Source organism: Variovorax sp. DXTD-1 (genome assembly GCF_003984625.1).
Classification (GTDB): Bacteria; Pseudomonadota; Gammaproteobacteria; order Burkholderiales; family Burkholderiaceae_C; genus Variovorax.
In genome coordinates, this window is record NZ_RWKH01000026.1 from 57408 (window position 1) to 76508 (window position 19101).

Annotated in this window: 14 protein-coding genes and 3 tRNA genes; 11 read left to right on the top strand and 6 right to left on the bottom strand. The window is 65.1% G+C overall.

Annotated elements, in window-relative coordinates; all coding sequences use genetic code 11:
* Positions 1-6 precede the first annotated feature (6 nt).
* Positions 7-1041 (bottom strand): ferrochelatase, encoded by a 1035-nt coding sequence (hemH, locus tag EJI00_RS21695; protein WP_126749551.1) that lies wholly within the window; start codon positions 1039-1041, stop codon positions 7-9.
* Positions 1042-1056: 15 nt separating this feature from the next.
* On the opposite strand from hemH, the gene EJI00_RS21700 reads away from it, so the two are divergent.
* The gene (locus tag EJI00_RS21700; RefSeq protein WP_126749552.1) at positions 1057-1788 is read left to right on the top strand and encodes an HAD family hydrolase; all 732 of its coding nucleotides are present in this window, start codon (positions 1057-1059) and stop codon (positions 1786-1788) included.
* Positions 1789-1796: 8 nt separating this feature from the next.
* Here the strand turns inward: EJI00_RS21700 and EJI00_RS21705 are convergent, their stop codons facing one another.
* Genes EJI00_RS21705 through hpnC form a run of 5 tightly spaced genes read right to left on the bottom strand, consistent with a single transcriptional unit; the run spans position 1797 to position 5446 of the window.
* A complete protein-coding gene (locus tag EJI00_RS21705; protein WP_126749553.1) occupies positions 1797-2102 on the bottom strand; it encodes an NIPSNAP family protein in 306 nt (101 codons plus the stop codon).
* Positions 2103-2143: 41 nt separating this feature from the next.
* Positions 2144-2446 (bottom strand): hypothetical protein, encoded by a 303-nt coding sequence (locus tag EJI00_RS21710; RefSeq protein WP_126749554.1) that lies wholly within the window; start codon positions 2444-2446, stop codon positions 2144-2146.
* Positions 2443-3702, bottom strand: a complete 1260-nt coding sequence (gene hpnE / locus EJI00_RS21715; RefSeq protein ID WP_260590811.1) for a hydroxysqualene dehydroxylase HpnE — start codon at positions 3700-3702, stop codon at positions 2443-2445. The genes EJI00_RS21710 and hpnE overlap by 4 nt, the downstream gene beginning before the upstream one ends.
* Positions 3699-4538 (bottom strand): presqualene diphosphate synthase HpnD, encoded by an 840-nt coding sequence (gene hpnD / locus EJI00_RS21720; RefSeq protein ID WP_126749556.1) that lies wholly within the window; start codon positions 4536-4538, stop codon positions 3699-3701. The genes hpnE and hpnD overlap by 4 nt, the downstream gene beginning before the upstream one ends.
* Positions 4535-5446 carry a squalene synthase HpnC gene (gene hpnC, locus EJI00_RS21725; protein ID WP_126749557.1) on the bottom strand — a complete coding sequence of 304 codons (912 nt, stop codon included), beginning with the start codon at positions 5444-5446 and terminating at the stop codon, positions 4535-4537. The genes hpnD and hpnC overlap by 4 nt, the downstream gene beginning before the upstream one ends.
* Before the next feature lie 150 nt (positions 5447-5596).
* Here hpnC and EJI00_RS21730 point away from each other — a divergent pair, with 150 nt between their 5' ends.
* The 10 genes from EJI00_RS21730 to EJI00_RS21775 all read left to right on the top strand — a co-directional run bounded on the left by EJI00_RS21730 (position 5597) and on the right by EJI00_RS21775 (position 18393).
* Positions 5597-7441 carry a potassium transporter Kup gene (locus EJI00_RS21730; RefSeq protein ID WP_126749565.1) on the top strand — a complete coding sequence of 615 codons (1845 nt, stop codon included), beginning with the start codon at positions 5597-5599 and terminating at the stop codon, positions 7439-7441.
* Positions 7442-7550: 109 nt separating this feature from the next.
* A complete protein-coding gene (locus tag EJI00_RS21735) occupies positions 7551-8738 on the top strand; it encodes an efflux RND transporter periplasmic adaptor subunit (RefSeq protein WP_126749558.1) in 1188 nt (395 codons plus the stop codon).
* Positions 8735-11890, top strand: a complete 3156-nt coding sequence (locus EJI00_RS21740; protein WP_126749559.1) for an efflux RND transporter permease subunit — start codon at positions 8735-8737, stop codon at positions 11888-11890. The genes EJI00_RS21735 and EJI00_RS21740 overlap by 4 nt, the downstream gene beginning before the upstream one ends.
* A gap of 123 nt (positions 11891-12013) precedes the next feature.
* Positions 12014-12100 (top strand) — tRNA-Leu (locus EJI00_RS21745).
* Between the two features lie 26 nt (positions 12101-12126).
* Complete coding sequence (tig, locus tag EJI00_RS21750; protein ID WP_126749560.1) at positions 12127-13443, top strand: trigger factor; 1317 nt, start codon at positions 12127-12129, stop codon at positions 13441-13443.
* Between the two features lie 114 nt (positions 13444-13557).
* Complete coding sequence (clpP, locus tag EJI00_RS21755) at positions 13558-14166, top strand: ATP-dependent Clp endopeptidase proteolytic subunit ClpP (RefSeq protein ID WP_126749561.1); 609 nt, start codon at positions 13558-13560, stop codon at positions 14164-14166.
* Positions 14167-14287: 121 nt separating this feature from the next.
* Positions 14288-15553 carry an ATP-dependent Clp protease ATP-binding subunit ClpX gene (gene clpX, locus EJI00_RS21760; RefSeq protein ID WP_126749562.1) on the top strand — a complete coding sequence of 422 codons (1266 nt, stop codon included), beginning with the start codon at positions 14288-14290 and terminating at the stop codon, positions 15551-15553.
* 133 nt (positions 15554-15686) lie between these two features.
* Positions 15687-18125, top strand: coding sequence for an endopeptidase La (gene lon / locus EJI00_RS21765; protein WP_126749563.1), 2439 nt, complete (start codon positions 15687-15689; stop codon positions 18123-18125).
* Positions 18126-18179: 54 nt separating this feature from the next.
* A tRNA-Gly gene (locus tag EJI00_RS21770) sits at positions 18180-18255 on the top strand.
* Positions 18256-18319: 64 nt separating this feature from the next.
* Positions 18320-18393, top strand: a tRNA-Cys gene (locus tag EJI00_RS21775).
* The last annotated feature ends 708 nt before the right edge of the window (positions 18394-19101 follow it).

A 19101-nucleotide genomic window follows, 5' to 3' on the forward strand; every position in this document is an offset into this window, starting at 1 on the left:
GCGTTCTCAGATGCCGGCGGGCCGCTGCGTCGGCCAGCCCGCCAGGTTGCGTTCGGCAATTCCCGCCAGCGCAGTGATCCATGCCGGGCTGTCGTTCAGGCACGGGATGTAGCTGAAGGCCTCGCCGCCGGCGTGCATGAACGCTTCGCGGCCTTCCATGGCAATTTCTTCCAGCGTTTCAAGGCAGTCGGCCGGGAAGCCCGGGCACACCACGTCGACCCGCTTCACGCCGCTCGCGCCGAGCTCGCGCAACGTGGGCTCGGTGTAGGGCTCGAGCCATTTGGCGCGCCCGAAGCGCGACTGGAAGGTGACGCGATGCTGCGCCTCCGAAAGGCCGAGCCGCGCCGCGAGCAGGCGCGCGGTTTCGAGGCACTGCGCCTGGTACGGATCGCCGAGTGCGATGTTGCGCGCCGGAATGCCATGGAAGCTCATCAGCAAGACTTCGCCGCGGCCTTCTTTCTTCCAGTGCTGCTCGATACCCAGCGCAAGCGCCTCGATGTAGGCCGGGTCGTCGTGGTACTGGTTGACGAAGCGGTACTCCGGAATGCGCCGCTGGCGGCGGCTCCAGTCGTTCACCGCATCGATCACGCTCGCCGTGGTGGTGGCCGAATACTGCGGATAGGCCTGCAGCACCAAGACACGCGTGACGCCTTCGGCCTGCAGCGCATCGAGGCGCGAGGCGATCGACGGGCTGGCGTATCGCATGGCGTCGCGCACCGTCACACGGTGGCCGTGTTCGCCGAGCCAGCCGGCAAGCAGCGTGGCCTGCCTTTGCGTCCATACCTTCAGCGGCGAGCCCTCGGGCATCCAGATGCTCGCGTACTTGGCGGCCGACTTGGCGGGCCGCACGCGAAGGATGATGCCGTGCAGGATCAACGCCCACACCAGCCTGGGAATCTCGACCACGCGCGGGTCGCCGAGAAACTCCGCAAGGTAGGGCCGAACGGCGGCCGCGGTGGGCGCGTCGGGTGAGCCCAGGTTGCACCAGAGCACGGCGGTGCGCCCGGCGATGGAACTGTCGTTCGTGTTGTCTTGAGGCATGCGATATTCTCGGGCATGACCTCCGCTTCCACGGCGCTTGTGAACTCCGCGCCCCTCGACATCAAGCGCATCGCCGCGATCTCGCTCGACCTGGACGACACCCTGTGGCCGCTCTGGCCGACCATCGAGCGGGCCGAGACCGTGCTGCAGGAGTGGCTGCTGCGCGAGGCACCCAAGACCGCGTCTCTGCTGCTGACCCCTGGCATCTTGCGCGAGCTGCGCGAAGCCACCGCCAAGGAGCGTTCAGACCTGGCGCACGACCTGAGCGCGCTGCGCCGTGAATCGATTCGCACGGCGCTGAAGCGCTCCGGCGAAGACCCGGCGCTGGCCGACCCGGCCTTCGATGCCTTCTTCGCCGAAAGGCAGCGCGTGACGCTGTACGAAGATGCGCTGCCTGCCCTCAAGTGGCTGAGCGAACGCTATCCGCTGGTGGCGGTGTCGAACGGCAACGCCGACATCCATCTGACCGGTGTCGGCCGCTGGTTTCGCACTGCCTTCAACGCGCGCGCGTTCGGCAGCGGAAAGCCGCATGCCCCGATCTTCCGCGCCGCGGCCGCGTCGGTGGGCCTGCTGCCGAAAGACGTGCTTCACGTGGGCGACGACGCGGAACTGGACGTGGTCGGTGCGCTCAACGCCGGCATGCAGGCGGCCTGGCTGGTGCGCGACGAGCGCCCCTGGGTACACGGTGCGCGGCCGCAGCTGATCGTGCCGAACCTGCACGCCTTGTGCGTGGCGCTCGGCGCCTGAATCCCGCTTTACGAGAACACGGGCCGGAAGAAACTGCGCTCGTAGCTCACGATGCACCGGGTGTCTTCGGCGTACTTGAACGCGGCCTGGCATTCGGCGTCCTGCATCGAATCGGACCGGTACTGCTCGTAGGCCGCCAGACTCGGAAAGCTGAACATCGCCAGCGCCACATTGTTGGTGCCTTCCGACGGCAGGAAGTAGCCATGGTGCTGACCGCCGAACTTCTCGACCAGCGGAATCCACAGCTTGCCGTAGTGCTCGAATTCCTTGAGCTTGTAGGGATCGACGATGTAGCGGAGATAGCAGGTGACCATGGTTCTTTCTGTGAACTGGTTGGGGTCGGCGATCGGACTTTTCAGTCCAGCTTGAACTGTTCGCGCAGCGCCGCGCAGAAGTCGGCGGTGCCGCTGAGCGAGAAGGTCACGGTGTCGAGATCCGGTGCTTCGCGGGTCTGCTGCAGGTCGAAATCCCAGGCCGCCCCGTTCTCCAGCGCGCCCTGCATGTCCGGGAAAGCGGCGTTCGCCCAGGCCAGCACCTCTGCGATCTCGGCCAGCACCTCGCGCGTCTTGGCGGGCACGGTCGTGGCCATCGCGTCGAAGGTGCCGTGGCCCTCGGTGTCTTCGCTGTAGTCGAAATCGAGATAGTGCAAAGAGGTCATGGTGTCTTCAGAGCTTTGGCAGCGGCAAGCCCGCTGAGTACCGCGCCTTCGAGCGTGGCGGGGTAGGGACCTTCGGTGTAGTCGCCGCAGGCCTGCAGGCCGGGAGCGATTCTCGCAGGCGGGCGCACGAGCGCCGGCGTGCAGGCGAAGGTGGCGCGCTTCTCGACCACGGTCTGCACGGGTTGCAGCGCGGTCTGTCCCAATTGGGCAGCGGCCTGTGCGATTGCGAGGTGTTCCAGTGTTTCGCGTGGCGTTTCGTTCGCGCTCACGACCATCGCGAGCACGCCTTCCGGTCCACCGAGCTGGCCGCGGTCGAACACGAACTGCGCGGGCGCGGTCGCGGGGTGGCTGCGCAGCGCGAGCATCGGCGCCGCGAGCGGCGAGGCGCCGCGCACATACACGGTGGCAATGGCTTCGAAGCGCAGGGCCTCGGTGGTCTCGCACCAGCGCGCCGCCGCCAGGCCGGATGCGCGCACGAGCCGCGCGGCGTCCCATGGCGCACAGGCCAGGACGACCTGGTCGAAGCATTCGTCGTCGACGCGCCATTGCCCGTTTTCGGGAGAAATGGCGCGCACGCGCGTGCCGATGCGCAGCGTGGCATCGTGCCGGCCGAGCCATGCCAAGGCCGCATCGGGCAAAAGCGCGCCCAGGTCCGCACGCGGGAGCAACAGGTCGGCGCGGCCGCTGCCGCTGAAAAGTGCATCCTGCAGCACGCGCAGAAACACTTCCCCGCTCGACTGGTCGACCGGCGTGTTGAGTGCGGAAACGCACAGCGGCTCGATCAGCTCCTGCATCACGCGGGGCGTGAGGCCGGTGCAGAGCGCCGCAACGGTGGTGCCGGGGGCGCAGCGGAACCCGGCAAGGCGCCATCCGGTGGCGGTGCGCAGGAGCGTGGACTTGTCCCGCCAGGTCCAGCCGTGCGCGGTGAAGATGCCGGCCAGCAGATCGAGCGGCGCGGGCAGCCGCGACAGCTTCAGGCCGCCGCCGTCGGCAAAGCGCAGGGAGAGCGGCAGGCGCAGCAGCGCTTTGTCGGCATCGACGCCGACATCGCGCATCAGCGCGAGCGTGGCGGTGTATGCCCCGATGAGGATGTGCTGCCCGTTGTCCAGCGTCAGCCCATGCATCCGGTCGACCCGCCGCGCGCGGCCGCCCGCCATGTGCGCGGTTTCGAACAGCGTGACGGCATGGCCGAGGCGGGTGGCTTCGACCGCGCAGGCGAGGCCGGCCCAGCCGGCGCCAACGATGGCTGTTCTCAAATGCGCCCCAGCGCCTGGACTTTCCATGCCAGCCAGAACTTGCGCACCGGCGTCAGGCTCACGCGCTGGTTCAGCACCTGGAAGTTGTCGCGCTCGATCTCGCGCAGCAGCGTGCGGTAGATGCTGGCCATCATGAGGCCGGGCTTCTGGGCGCGGCGATCCGCGGCGGGCAGCAGGGCCAAGGCCTCGTCGTAGGCCGCGTGCGCGCGCTCGGCCTGGAACTTCATGAGCGCGACGAAGCGCTCCGAATGCACGCGGTTGAGGATTTCGTGCGCCTTCACGTCGAACTTCTGCAGTTCGTTCACGGGCAGGTAGATGCGCCCGCGCAGGGCGTCCTCGCCCACGTCGCGAATGATGTTGGTCAGCTGCAGCGCCAGGCCGAGCTTGTGCGCATAGGCCGTGGTCCGCGGATCGGTCTGCCCGAAGATGCGGGCCGCGACTTCGCCGACCACGCCGGCCACCAGATGGCAGTAGCGCGCCAGGCCCGGAAAGTCGAGGTAGCGGGTCTGGTCGAGGTCCATCTGGCAGCCGTCGATCACTTCGTTGAGCTGCTTGGGTTCGATGCCGTAGGTGGGCGCATGCGGTATCAGCGCCTGCATCACGGGGTGGCGCGGCGGGCCGGCGAAGGATTGGGCGACCTCGGTGCGCCACCAGGCCAGCTTGGTCGCGGCCACGCCGGGGTCGCCGACCTCGTCGACCACATCGTCGATTTCGCGGCAGAAGGCATAGAACGCGGTGATGGCGGCGCGGCGCGGCTTGGGCAGGAACAGGAAGGCGTAATAGAAACTGCTGCCCGAGGCGGCGGCCTTGTCTTGCACGTATTGCTCGGGAGTCATCGGGGGAGCGCTTTCATGGGCGGCCATTGTCTCCGCATCCGCAGGGCCCGCCAGAGCAGCAAGGGGGCATCGGCCTTGCCGATCGTGGGGCGCTGCGAAAAAGTGTCGAAGCCCAGGTCTTCGATCTTGTCGAGAATGCGCAGCCCACCCTGCACGACAAGGCGCAGTTCCCAGCCTGCGCGCCCTGGCAGCCGGTGGACCAGGGGCGCGCCCTCGGCCATCAGTTCCCGGGCCCAGGCGCTTTCGACGGCGATCAGGTTGATGGCTTCCTGCGGAGGCGGCGCGTCGGCCAGCGGAGCGAAGACCTTGAAACTCTCGCGCGTCAGGCCGCGCCGGGCGCAATCGGTGAGCGGCGGGTAAAAGCGGCCGCGCGGCAGGTCCACGCTCGGGTCCTGCCAGAAGTTGATGAGCTGCAACGCGCTGCAGATGGCATCGCTCTGCGCCAGTGCCTGCGCATCGTCCACGCCGTAGAGATGCAGCAGCAGGCGGCCGACCGGGTTGGCGGAGCGGCGGCAATAGTCGAGCAGTTCGGCGCGGTCGGCGTAGGTTCCGCCGTCACGGGTTTTCTCGATGTCTTGCATGAAGGCGCTCAGCAGATCGGCCAGCAGGTCTTCGGGCAACCCGAATTGCGCGATGCAGTGGGCGAGCGGGCCGAACACCTGCGGCCAGCGCGAGGAGGGCGGCACGCCGCCGCGTGCAGCGGCGCGCAGCTCTTCCCGATAGGCATGCAGGTCGGCCAGCCGCTCGCCGGGTGAGGCGTTGCCTTCGTCGGCGATGTCGTCGGCGGTTCGGGCGAAGTGGTAGATGGCGGCAATCGGCGCGCGCAGGTGCGGCGGGCACAGCCAAGAGGCCACGGGAAAGTTTTCGTAGTGGGCCGGCGGAGCGGCAATAGGGGATGGTGCGGACACGCGGCGATTGTCCGCGACGACCGAGGCCGCGGACTATGCTCTTGGTGTCGCCATCACCAAGTTCCTGCTTTCATGAATCCATCGGCACCGGTTTCCTCTGCCCCGACACCAGCGCCCGGCGAGGCGCCTCATCCGGCGGGGCCGGGCCTGATGATTGCCGCGCTGGGCGTGGTGTTCGGGGACATCGGCACTTCGCCGCTCTATGCCTTCAAGGAAACGCTGAACCCCGAGCACGGCGTGGCGTTCACGCCCGATGCGGTGCTGGGGCTGCTCTCGCTCATCTTCTGGGGGCTGATGTTCGTGGTGACGCTCAAGTATGTGGTGTTCGTGCTGCGCGCCGACCACGACGGCGAGGGCGGCATCCTCGCGCTGCAGGCGCTTGCGCGCAGCGCGATGGCGGGTCCCCGTGCCCGGCCATGGGTGTGGAACGCGATCGGGGTGCTCGGCCTGGTGGGCGCGGCCATGTTCTATGGCGACACCCTGATCACACCGGCCATCTCGGTGCTGTCGGCGGTCGAGGGGCTGGAGGTGCAGGCGCCGGTTCTGCAGCGAGTGGTGATTCCGATCACCGTCGTCATCCTGGTCGGGCTCTTTGCGGTGCAGCGCAAGGGGACCGGCGTGGTAGGCAAGGTGTTCGGGCCCGTCATGCTGCTGTGGTTCCTGGTGCTGGCGCTCGCGGGAGGCTGGCAGGTGCTGCAGAACCCGCAGGTGCTGGCGGCGCTTCACCCGGGGCGGGCGGTGGGCTTCCTGGTCGAGCATCGCGTCCAGTCGCTGGCGGTGCTGGGCGCAGTGTTCCTGGCCTTCACGGGCGGCGAGGCGCTGTACGCGGACATGGGGCACTTCGGCGCGCGGCCCATCCGGCTGGCGTGGCTCTTCATCGCGCTGCCGGGGCTGGTGTTGAACTATTTCGGGCAGGGCGCGCTGGTGCTGGCGAACCCGGCGGCCGTCGACAACCCGTTCTTCCGGCTCTTTCCGTCCTGGGGCGTCGTGCCGATGGTGGTGCTCGCCGCCATGGCGACCGTCATCGCTTCGCAGGCCGTGATCTCGGGGGCCTTTTCCCTCACGGCCCACGCCATGCGCATGGGCTACCTGCCGCGCATGCGGGTGGTGCAGACCTCCGGCTCGGCCATTGGCCAGATCTACGTGCCCACGGTCAACTGGCTGTTGATGGTGGGGGTGCTGTTGCTGGTGCTGGGCTTTCGCAGTTCGGAGGCGCTGTCGGCGGCCTACGGCATTGCGGTGTCGATCACGATGGTGACCACCACGCTGCTGGCGGGCGTCGTGGCCTGGGGTCTCTGGCGCTGGAACCGGGTGGCGGTGGTGCTCGGGGTGGTGGCCTTCGCGGTGATCGACCTGACCTTCGTGGTGGCCAACAGCCTCAAGGTGGGGGAAGGGGGTTGGCTCACGCTGGCCGTGGCGGCCGGGGTGATGGTGCTTTTCACGACCTGGGCCAAGGGGCGCCGGCTGGGGCTGGAGGCCGCCGCGGCCGAAAGCCTGCCGCTCAAGCCGTTTTTCGAATCGTTGGCGCAGCACATGCCGCATCGCGTGAGCGGCACGGCGGTGTTCCTGAACGCCGATGCGGCGTCGGTGCCGCACGCCTTGCTTCACAATCTCAAGCACAACCAGGTGCTGCACGAGCAGGTGATCGTGTTGCGCGTGCTGGCCTGCGACACGCCGCGCGTCGAGGCGCGCATGCGCATCGAGGCCGAGCAGCTGATGGACGGCATCTGGATGGTCACGGCGCGCCATGGTTTCATGGAGCGACCCGACGTGCCCGAATTCATCCGGATCCTGGCCTACCAGAAGGCGCTGGCGATCGATTCCATGAAGACCTCGTATTTCGTTTCGCGCGCTTCTGTCGGCGAGGAACACCTTCCGGGCATGAACCCGGTGCGCCGGGCGCTCTTCGGCTGGCTGCAGCGCAATGCCGGCCGCGCCTCCGACTATTTCGAGATTCCAGGCAACCGGCTGGTGGAAATGGGGCAGCGCACGTAGAGCGAGCCGCCCCGGCCGGCCACGGCGCGATTGACAGCCCCTGAGGTTTACCCTAGATTACTAACCGGTGGGTCAGTAATGACTCGGTTCGACCTTTCTAGGGTGTCTCATGACTGCCTCTTCCGGCTTCTCTCCTCTTGCCCGCGGTGCCGCCTGGCTACTGCTTCCTGCCTTGTTCCTGGCCGGCTGTTCGCAGTCGAAGCCGGCCGAGGAACCTGTGCGCGCGGTCAAGCTGGTGACCGTGGGCACCAGCGAATTCGACGCCCAGCCCGAGTTCTCGGCCGAGGTCCGGGCGCGTGTCGAGTCGCGCCTGGGGTTCCGCGTGGCGGGCAAGATCACCCGGCGCCAGGCGGAACTCGGCCAGCATGTGCAGGCCGGGCAGGTGCTGGCCCAGCTCGATCCGCAGGACTACCGCCTGGCAGCGGAAGCGGCGCGCGCCCAGCTGGCCGCGGCGCAGACCAACCGCGACCTCGCGGCGGCCGACCTCAAGCGCTACACCGAATTGCGCGCGCAGAACTTCATCAGCGGCGCCGAGCTGGAGCGCCGCGAATCCACCTGGAAAGCCGCGCAGGCACAGCTCGAACAGGCGCAGGCGCAGCTTTCTTCGCAGGGCAACCAGGCGAGCTACACCACGCTGGTGGCCGACGTGGCCGGCATTATCACTGCGATCGAGGCCGAGCCGGGTCAGGTGGTGCAGGCGGGCACGCCCGTCGTGCGCATTGCGCAGGACGGCGCGCGCGACGTGGTGTTTGCCGTGCCTGAAGACCGGGCCGCGCTGATCAAGCCCGGTTCGCCGGTCACGGTGCGCGGCTGGTCGGGCGGCAACGAGCTGCAGGGTCAGGTGCGCGAAGTGGCGGCCAGCGCCGACGCGGTCACGCGGACCTATGCGGTCAAGGTCGCCATCGACGCGGCCACCGCGCCGGCACTTGGCGCGACCGTGTATGCGCGGCCGCAGGCACTGGCGCGCGAGGGCGGCGCGGTCATGAAGCTGCCGACCAGCGCATTGCGCCAGGAAGGCAAGGGCACGGCGGTCTGGGTGCTGGACAAGGCCAGCATGACGGTGCGTTCGCAGCCCGTGCAGGTGGCCACGGCAGACGGCAACGAAGCCGTGATCGGCGCCGGCCTCACGCCCGGCATGATGGTCGTCGCCGCGGGCGTGCATGTGCTTTCGCCGGGGCAGAAGGTCACCATCTACCAGTCGAAGGAGGCGGCAGCCGCCCATACGAATGAATCGGCGCAGCCCGTCGAACCTGCTGCGGCGACGAAGAAGGAGATTGCAGCAGGTGCGGCCAAATGACGCAGGGCGCCGCGACGACCGACAAGCCCGCAGGCTTCAACCTCTCCAAATGGGCGCTGGACCACGCGCCGCTCACGCGCTACCTGATGGTGGTGCTGATGGTGCTGGGAGCCTTTGCCTACTTCCAGCTCGGCCAGGACGAAGACCCGCCGTTCACCTTCCGTGCCATGGTGGTGCGCACCTACTGGCCCGGCGCCACCGCGCAGCAGGTGGCCGAGCAGGTCACCGACAAGCTGGAGCGCACGCTGCAGGAGGCACCGTACGCCGACAAGATCCGCAGCTATTCGAAGCCGGGCGAGTCGCAGATCATTTTCCAGATCAAGGATTCGTCCAAGGCCGCGGACGTTGCCAACGTCTGGTACACCGTTCGCAAGAAGATCGGCGACATGCGCAATACGCTGCCGCCGGGCGTGCAGGGCCCGTTCTTCAATGACGACTTCGGCGATGTCTATGGCGTGATCTACGCGCTGGAGAGCGAAGGCTTCAGCCAGGCCGAACTCAAGAGCCTGGCCGACGACGTGCGACAGCAGCTGCTGAGGTTGAAGGACGTTGCCAAGGTCGACCAGTTCGGCGTGCAGGACCAGAAGGTCTACATCGAGATTTCGCAGAAGCGCGTGGCGCAGCTGGGGCTCGACTTCAACGCCGTGCTCGCGCAGCTCGGCTCGCAGAATGCGGTGGAAAGCGCGGGCACGATCCAATCGCCGCTCGACGTGGTGCAGGTGCGCGTGGCCGGGCAGTTCACCAGCGTGGAGCAACTGCGCGAAATGCCGATCCGCGGCAGCTCGGGCAACCAGCTCAAGCTCGGCGATATTGCCGAAATCCGCCGCGGCTACGTCGATCCGCCGGCGGTAAAGGTGCACCACCAGGGCAAGGAAGTCATTGCGCTGGGCGTCTCCATGACCAAGGGCGGCGACATCATTGCATTGGGCGAGGCGTTGCGCGCCACCACCAAGCAGATCGACCAGCGCCTGCCGGCCGGCGTGAAGCTGGCGCAGGTGCAGGACCAGCCGGTATCGGTGGCCAGCTCGGTCAATGAATTCGTCGGCGTGCTGATCGAGGCCGTGGCCATCGTGCTGGCCGTGAGCATCATTTCGCTCGGCCTGCACAAGGGCGGGCGCCTGGGCTGGTACATCGACATCCGCCCGGGGCTGGTGGTGGCCATCACCATTCCGCTGGTGCTGGCCGTCACGTTCCTGGCCATGAATTACTTCGGCATCGGGCTGCACAAGATATCGCTGGGGTCGCTGATCATTGCGCTCGGCCTTCTGGTGGACGACGCGATCATCGCGGTCGAGATGATGGTGCGGAAGATGGAAGAGGGCTACGACAAGGTGCGCGCCGCCACCTTTGCCTACGACGTCACCGCCAAGCCCATGCTCACCGGCACGCTCATCACGGCCGCGGGCTTCTTGCCCATCGGCATTGCCAAGTCGGTGACGGGTGAATACACCTTCGCGATCTTCGCGGTGACGGTCATCGCGTTGGTGCTGTCGTGGATCGTGTCGGTGTACTTCGTGCCTTACCTGGGCACGCTGCTGCTGAAGGTAAAGCCGCACGACCCGGACGCGCCGCCGCACGAGCTGTTCGACACCCGGTTCTACAACAGCTTCCGCCGCGCGGTGAACTGGTGCGTGCAGCACCGCTGGCTGACCATCGGCGCCACGGTGCTGATCTTTGCGCTCGGCATCGTCGGCATGGGCAAGGTGCAGCAGCAGTTCTTCCCGGATTCGAGCCGGCCCGAGATCATGGTGGACATCTGGTTCCCGGAGGGCACCTCGTTCCCCGCGAACGAAGAGGTCGCCAAGCGGGTCGAGCAGCGCATCATGAAGGAAGAGGGCGTGAAGACGGTCAGCACCTGGATCGGTTCCGGCGTGCCGCGCTTCTACCTGCCGCTGGACCAGGTGTTTCCGCAGACCAACGTGTCGCAGCTCATCGTGCTGGCCAAGGACCTGAAGGTGCGCGAAAGCCTGCGCATCAAGCTGCCCGCGCTGTTGGCGGAGGAGTTTCCGGAAGTGCGCGGCCGCGTGAAGCTGCTGCCCAACGGGCCGCCGGTGCCGTACCCGGTGCAGTTCCGAGTGATCGGCACCGACCCCGCCCAGCTGCGCGCGCACGCCGACGAAGTGAAGGCCGTGCTGCGCGAGAACGCCAACATGCGCGGCGTGAACGACAACTGGAACGAGTCGGTCAAGGTGATTCGCCTTGAGGTTGACCAGGCCAAGGCACGCGCACTCGGCGTGACCAGCCAGGCCATCGCCCAGGCTTCCAAGACGATGTTCTCTGGCACCACGGTGGGCCAGTACCGCGAAAACGACCTGCTGATCGACATCGTGCTGCGCCAGTCGGCGGACGAGCGCGAGGCCATTTCGGACATCGGCAACGCCTACCTGCCCACGACCTCCGGGCGTTCGATTCCGCTCACGCAGATTGCGCGGCCGGTATTCACCTGGGAGCCGGGCGTGATGTGGCGCGAGAACCGCGACTACGCAATCACGGTGCAGGGCGACGTGGTCGAAGGGCTGCAGGGCGCCACGGTCACCGAGCAGTTGCTCCCGCAGCTGCGCAAGCTCGAAGCCGGCTGGCATGCAGCGGGCGAGGGCGCCTACCGCATCGAAGTGGCGGGCGCCGTCGAGGAAAGCAGCAAGGGCTCCGCTTCCATCGTGGCGGGCGTGCCGATCATGCTGTTCCTGGTGTTCACGCTGCTGATGCTGCAGCTGCACAGCTTCAGCCGTTCATTGCTGGTGTTCATTACCGGTCCCATGGGCATTGCCGGCGTTGCCGGGGCGCTGCTGCTGCTGAACCGGCCGTTCGGCTTCGTCGCGCTGCTGGGCGTGATCGCGCTCATGGGCATGATCCAGCGCAATGCGGTGATCCTGATCGACCAGATCGAGAGCGACCGCGCGGCGGGCGTGCCGGCCTGGGACGCCATTGTCGAGTCGGCGGTGCGGCGCCTGCGGCCCATCGTGCTGACCGCGGCGGCGGCCGTGCTGGCGATGATTCCGCTCTCGCGAAGCGTGTTCTGGGGGCCGATGGCGGTTGCCATCATGGGCGGGCTGATCGTGGCCACCGTATTGACCCTGCTGGCGCTGCCGGCAATGTACGCCGCTGCATTCCGCGTCAAGCGGGAGCCGAAAGAGGGTGTGATTAGCGCTTAAAATACGCGGTTGACCGATTTCAGGCGGACGGTCTTTGGGCGGCGGAGTATTCGATATCAGCGGTATCGGATGCCCGCGGCACCAGGGCCGTCCGCTTTTGCATTCACCTGAAAAATGGCAATAGCGCGGGTGGCGAAATTGGTAGACGCACCAGGTTTAGGTCCTGACGTTCGCAAGAACGTGCCGGTTCGAGTCCGGCCCCGCGCACCAGCCACACCCCTCACAAGGAAGACACCATGACCGTGACCGTTGAAACTCTCGAGAAGCTCGAACGCAAGATCACGCTGACCCTGCCGGTTGGCACCATCCAGTCCGAAGTCGATTCGCGCCTCAAGAAGCTCGCGCGCACCGTCAAGATGGATGGCTTCCGTCCGGGCAAGGTGCCGATGAACGTCGTGGCCCAGCGCTACGGCTACTCGGTGCACTACGAGGTCATGAACGACAAGGTCGGTGAAGCCTTCTCGCAAGCTGCCAACGAAGCCAAGCTGCGCGTGGCCGGCCAGCCCCGCATCACCGAGAAGGAAGAGTCGCCCGAAGGCCAGCTCGCCTTCGACGCGGTGTTCGAGGTGTTCCCCGAAGTCAAGATCAAGGACCTGTCGGGTGCCGAAGTCGAGAAGCTCTCGGCCGAAGTGGGCGACGACGCCATCGACAAGACGCTCGACATCCTGCGCAAGCAGCGCCGCACCTTCGCGCAGCGCGCGCAAGACGCCGTGGCGCAAGACAACGACCGCGTGACGGTCGACTTCGAAGGCAAGATCGACGGCGAGACCTTCCAGGGCGGCAAGGCCGAAGACTTCCAGTTCATCGTCGGCGAAGGCCAGATGCTGAAGGAATTCGAAGACGCAGTGCGCGGCATGAAATCCGGCGACAGCCGCACCTTCCCGCTGTCGTTCCCGGCCGACTACCACGGCAAGGACGTGGCAGGCAAGCAAGCCGACTTCATGGTCACCGTGAAGAAGATCGAGGCTTCGCACCTGCCTGAAGTCAACGAACAGCTCGCCAAGTCGCTCGGCATTGCCGAAGCCACGGTCGAGGGCCTGCGCGCCGACATCAAGAAGAACCTCGAGCGCGAAGTGAAATTCCGCCTGCTGGCCCGCAACAAGAACGCCGTGATGGACGCGCTGGTGGCCAACGCCGAGCTCGACCTGCCCAACGCCAGCGTGCAGTCCGAAGTGAACCGCATGATCGAAGGCGCCCGCGCCGAGCTCAAGCAGCGCGGCATCAAGGATGCCGACAAGGCGCCGATTCCCGAGGAAGTGTTCCGCCCGCAAGCCGAGCGCCGCGTGCGCCTGGGCCTGGTGGTGGCCGAACTGGTGCGTGCCAACAACCTGCAGGCCAAGCCCGAGCAGATCAAGGCCCACATCGACGAGCTGGCCGCCAGCTACGAAAAGCCGGCCGACGTCGTGCGCTGGTATTTCAGCGACAACAACCGCCTGGCCGAGGTCGAGGCAGTCGTCATCGAGAACAACGTGACCGAATTCGTGCTCAGCAAGGCCAAGGTCAACGAAAAGTCGGTGTCGTTCGACGAGCTGATGGCGCAGCAGCAAGGCTGATCCGGTCCGCCCGCAACGCCAATGGGGCTTGTGCTTTACGGCACGAGCCCCATTTCACTCAGGCGTACAGTTAAATTCGAACAGCGAACGAATCCTTTTCCGGAGAGCAAATCAATGAGCGCACAGGATATTAAGGCCCTCGGCATGATCCCGATGGTCATCGAGCAGTCGGGTCGCGGTGAGCGGTCTTACGACATCTATTCGCGTCTCCTCAAGGAGCGCATCATTTTCCTGGTGGGTGAAGTGAACGACCAGACCGCCAACCTCGTGGTGGCGCAGCTGCTGTTCCTCGAGAGCGAGAATCCGGACAAGGACATTTCGTTCTATATCAATTCCCCGGGCGGCAGCGTGAGCGCCGGCATGGCCATTTACGACACCATGCAGTTCATCAAGCCCGACGTTTCCACGATGTGCATCGGCTTTGCGGCAAGCATGGGCGCCTTCTTGCTGGCGGCCGGCGAAAAGGGCAAGCGCTTCTCGCTGCCCAACTCGAAGATCATGATCCACCAGGTGCTCGGCGGCGCTCGCGGCCAGGCCACGGACATCGAAATTCATGCCCGCGACATCCTGCGCACCAAGGACCAGATGAACCGCATCCTGGCCGAGCGCACGGGCCAGCCGCTGGAAAAAGTCAAGTCGGACACCGAACGCGACTATTTCCTGACCGCCGACGAAGCCAAGGAATACGGCCTGGTCGACCAGGTCATTGCAAAGCGCAGCTGATCAACCCAGCCCGCGCCACGGCGCCGGTGGCGCCAAAAAGGCAAAGACGGCGTTTTCCCCACGGGAAACGCCGTTTTTGTTTAGTTATCATTGTCCTACCCCGTTAACGAGGCACCTGTCCATGGCCGAAAAAAAAGGCTCTTCCAGCGAAAAAACGCTTTATTGCTCGTTCTGCGGCAAGAGCCAGCATGAGGTCAAAAAGCTGATCGCGGGCCCTTCGGTCTTCATTTGCGACGAGTGCATCGACCTTTGCAACGAAATCATCCGCGACGAGCTTCCGGCCGGTGAAGAGGCGCGCGAGGCGCGCAGCGACCTGCCCACGCCGCTGGAGATCAAGACCAACCTCGACAACTACGTGATCGGCCAGGAGCCGGCCAAGCGCATGCTGTCGGTGGCGGTCTACAACCACTACAAGCGCCTGCGCCACAAGGAAAAGGCCAAAGGCGAGGACGTCGAGCTCAGCAAGAGCAACATCCTCTTGATCGGCCCCACCGGTTCGGGCAAGACCCTGCTTGCGCAAACGCTGGCGCGCATGCTCGACGTGCCCTTTGTCATGGCCGACGCCACCACGCTCACGGAAGCGGGCTATGTGGGCGAAGACGTCGAGAACATCATCCAGAAGCTGCTGCAAAGCTGCAACTACGAAGTCGAGCGCGCCCAGCGCGGCATTGTCTACATCGACGAAATCGACAAGATCTCGCGCAAGTCTGACAACCCTTCGATCACGCGCGACGTGTCGGGCGAGGGCGTGCAGCAGGCGCTGCTGAAGCTCATCGAAGGCACCATGGCCAGCGTGCCGCCCCAGGGCGGGCGCAAGCATCCGAACCAGGACTTCCTGCAGATCGACACGACCAACATCCTGTTCATCTGCGGCGGCGCGTTCGCGGGCCTCGAAAAGGTCATCGAAAACCGCACCGAGGCTTCTGGCATCGGCTTTGGCGCTTCAGTCAAGAGCAAGGCGCAGCGCAGCATCACCGAGGTGTTCCGCGAAGTCGAGCCCGAAGACCTGATCAAGTTCGGCCTGATTCCCGAGCTCGTCGGCCGTATGCCCGTGGTGGCTTCGCTGGCCGAGCTCAGCGAAGACGCGCTGGTGCAGATCCTGACCGAGCCCAAGAACGCGGTGGTCAAGCAGTTCACCAAGCTGCTGCAAATGGAAGGTGTCGACCTCGAGATCCGTCCCGCGGCGCTCAAGGCCATTGCCCGCAAGGCGCTGGCCCGCAAGACCGGGGCACGGGGCTTGCGTTCGATCCTCGAACAGTCGCTCATCGACACCATGTTCGAACTGCCAAATGCCACCAACGTCGACAAGGTTGTGGTCGAAGAATCCACAATCGATGAAAACAAGCCGCCGCTGCTCGTGTACCGAGAAGCGGCCAAGAAGGCTTGAGCGAGGCTTGAATGAACGCGGCGCCGGCTCTTTTCACCAAAAAAGCTCTCGGCGCCTTCGACAAAGACCGGGTGCGCGGGCTTGAAATGCCCCAACACCCATCCATCTTTGCCTGATCAATCAAAGGATATTCATGTCCGGTCATACCCCCCTGCCTGCCGACGCGATCGACCTGCCGCTGCTGCCGCTGCGCGACGTCGTCGTGTTCCCCCACATGGTGATCCCGCTGTTCGTGGGGCGCCCCAAGAGCATCAAGGCGCTCGAGCTGGCCATGGAGGCCGAACGCCGCATCATGCTGGTGGCGCAGAAAGCCGCCGCCAAGGACGAGCCCTCGGTCGAGGACATGTTCGAAGTGGGCTGCGTCTCCACCATTTTGCAGATGCTCAAGCTGCCCGACGGCACCGTGAAGGTGCTGGTCGAGGGCCAGCAGCGTGCGCGCGTGAACCGCATCGACGACGGTGAAACCCACTTCACGGCCAACGTGACGCCCGTCGAGGCGCCCGAAGGCGGCGAGAAGGGCACCGAGGTCGAGGCGCTGCGCCGTGCCGTGATGCAGCAGTTCGACCAATACGTCAAGCTGAACAAGAAGATCCCGCCCGAGATCCTCACCTCGATCTCCAGCATCGACGATCCGGGCCGCCTGGCCGACACCATTGCGGCGCACCTGCCGCTCAAGCTTGACAACAAGCAGGCCGTGCTCGACCTGGACGACGTGAAGTCGCGCCTCGAAAACCTGTTCGGCCAACTCGAGCGCGAAGTCGACATCCTCAATGTCGACAAGAAGATCCGCGGGCGCGTGAAGCGCCAGATGGAAAAGAACCAGCGCGACTTCTACCTCAACGAGCAGGTCAAGGCGATCCAGAAGGAGCTCGGCGAAGGCGAAGAGGGCGCGGACATCGAGGAGATCGAGAAAAAGATCAAGCTCGCCAAGATGCCCAAGGACGCGCTCAAGAAGGCCGAAGGCGAGCTCAAGAAGCTCAAGCTGATGTCGCCCATGTCGGCCGAGGCCACCGTGGTGCGCAACTACATCGACGTGCTGGTGGGCCTGCCGTGGAGCAAGAAGACCAAGATCAAGCACGACCTGGCCAACGCCGAGGCGGTGCTCAATGCCGACCACTACGGCCTCGAGAAGGTCAAGGACCGTATCCTTGAATATCTCGCGGTGCAGCAGCGCGTCGACAAGGTCAAGGCGCCCATCCTGTGCCTGGTGGGCCCGCCCGGTGTGGGCAAGACCTCGCTCGGGCAGTCGATCGCCAAGGCGACCGGCCGCAAGTACACCCGCATGGCGCTCGGCGGCATGCGGGACGAAGCCGAAATCCGCGGCCACCGCCGCACCTACATCGGCGCGCTGCCAGGCAAGGTGCTGCAGGGGCTGAGCAAGATCGGCACGCGCAATCCTCTGTTCCTGCTCGACGAAATCGACAAGCTGGGGACCGACTTCCGCGGCGACCCGTCGAGCGCACTGCTCGAGGTGCTCGACCCGGAGCAGAACCACACCTTCGGTGACCACTACGTCGAGGTCGACTTCGACCTCTCCGACGTGATGTTCGTGGCTACGTCGAACTCGATGAACATCCCGCCGGCGCTGCTCGACCGGATGGAAGTCATTCGCCTCTCGGGCTATACCGAGGACGAGAAGACACACATTGCGCTCAAGTACCTGTTGCCGAAGCAGTTGAAGAACAACGGCGTCAAGGAAGACGAGTTGCTGGTCACCGAAGAAGCGGTGCGCGACATCGTGCGCTACTACACGCGTGAAGCCGGTGTGCGTTCGCTGGAGCGCGAGCTCTCCAAGATCTGCCGCAAGGTGGTGAAGGGTTTGCTGCTCAAGAAAATGACGCCGAAGGTCACGGTCGACGGCAGCAATCTCAACGACTTCCTCGGCGTGCGCAAGTACAGCTTCGGCCTGGCCGAGAAGCAGAACCAGGTCGGCCAGGTGGTCGGCCTCGCGTGGACCGAAGTCGGCGGCGACCTGCTCACCATCGAAGCCGTCACCATGCCCGGCAAGGGCGTGATCAGCCGCACGGGTTCGCTCGGCGACGTGATGAAGGAATCGGTCGAGGCCGCGCGCACCGTGGTGCGCAGCCGCTCGCGCCGCCTGGGCATCAAGGACGAGATCTTCGAGAAGCGCGACATCCACATCCACGTGCCCGACGGCGCAACGCCCAAGGACGGCCCGAGTGCGGGTGCAGCCATGACGACGGCCTTCGTCTCGGCGCTCACGGGCATTCCCGTGCGTGCGGACGTTGCCATGACCGGCGAGATCACGCTGCGAGGCGAGGTCACGGCCATCGGCGGGTTGAAGGAAAAACTGCTGGCGGCATTGCGCGGCGGCATCAAGACCGTGCTCATTCCCGAAGAGAACGCGAAGGACCTGCAGGACATTCCCGAGAACGTGAAGAACGGCCTCGAGATCGTGCCCGTGAAGTGGATCGACAAGGTCCTGGAAATCGCGCTCGAGAAAATGCCGGAGCCGCTGTCCGACGAAGAAGTTGCGGCCTCCGCAGCTGCGGTGGCCGAGTTGGCCAAGCAGCGCGAAGCACGGGCTTCCGAAGGTTCTGTCAAACATTGATTGGCAAAACTTGCCGGGCCCCGAAAAAGTGTTCTATAATTCGAGGCGCGAAACGCGGGAATAGCTCAGTTGGTAGAGCGCAACCTTGCCAAGGTTGAGGTCGAGAGTTCGAGACTCTTTTCCCGCTCCAGTTTTTGAAAAAGGGAAGCAATGCTTCCCTTTTTTTCGCGAGTTCGATTTCGTTTTAGCAGCGTGGCGCGATAGCAAAGCGGTTATGCAACGGATTGCAAATCCGTCTAGCCCGGTTCGACTCCGGGTCGCGCCTCCACCCCTCTCTGATCAGTCCGATCCACCCTCCACCGAAAATAGCCCCGCCAACCTGTGTTGCCGGGGCTCGTTTTGTTTGGGTTATCGTCGATGTTCAACCTGAGGCCCGGATGGTGAAATTGGTAGACACATCGACTTAAAATCTCCTTTGTCAAGTCTTATGGTTAGCAACCTAATTGGCTGCAAAGCCAGTACCGGTGCGGATTTTCAAGTCGCCCCGAACGCGACTTGAGCCGGTATCCCGGGCGGCCTGGAGTCGTCTAGGAGCCTAGAGAGAGTGAAAGTACGCCCGGAAGTAGCCGGGCGAAATGGACTCGGTAACGAGTGAAGCCAGCCCGAGTGGTGAAACTGGTAGACACAAGGGACTTGAATAAATTTGAGCCCTTCGAAGGAAACTTCGAAGGTGAAGCCCGTCAAATTCGGTGAACGCCCTGGACGCGCAAACGCCCGAGCCAACGCCGAGCCAAGCCCCTGAATCGAAAGGTTCGTGGGAAGGTGTAGAGAGCAGACGGCGGGCACCTACGGCCGCAAAGCTATGGTGAAGGCGTGCTCCAGACCACGAACAGCGTGAATGCTGGCGGCGAAAGCCGAAGTGGTAAGAAAATCCCTCGACCTCACGGTCATGCCGGTTCGATTCCGGCCTCGGGCACCAACTTATTGCAAGCCGTTCCTACGTAGGGGGGAACGGCTTTTGCCGGACTTGATCAGG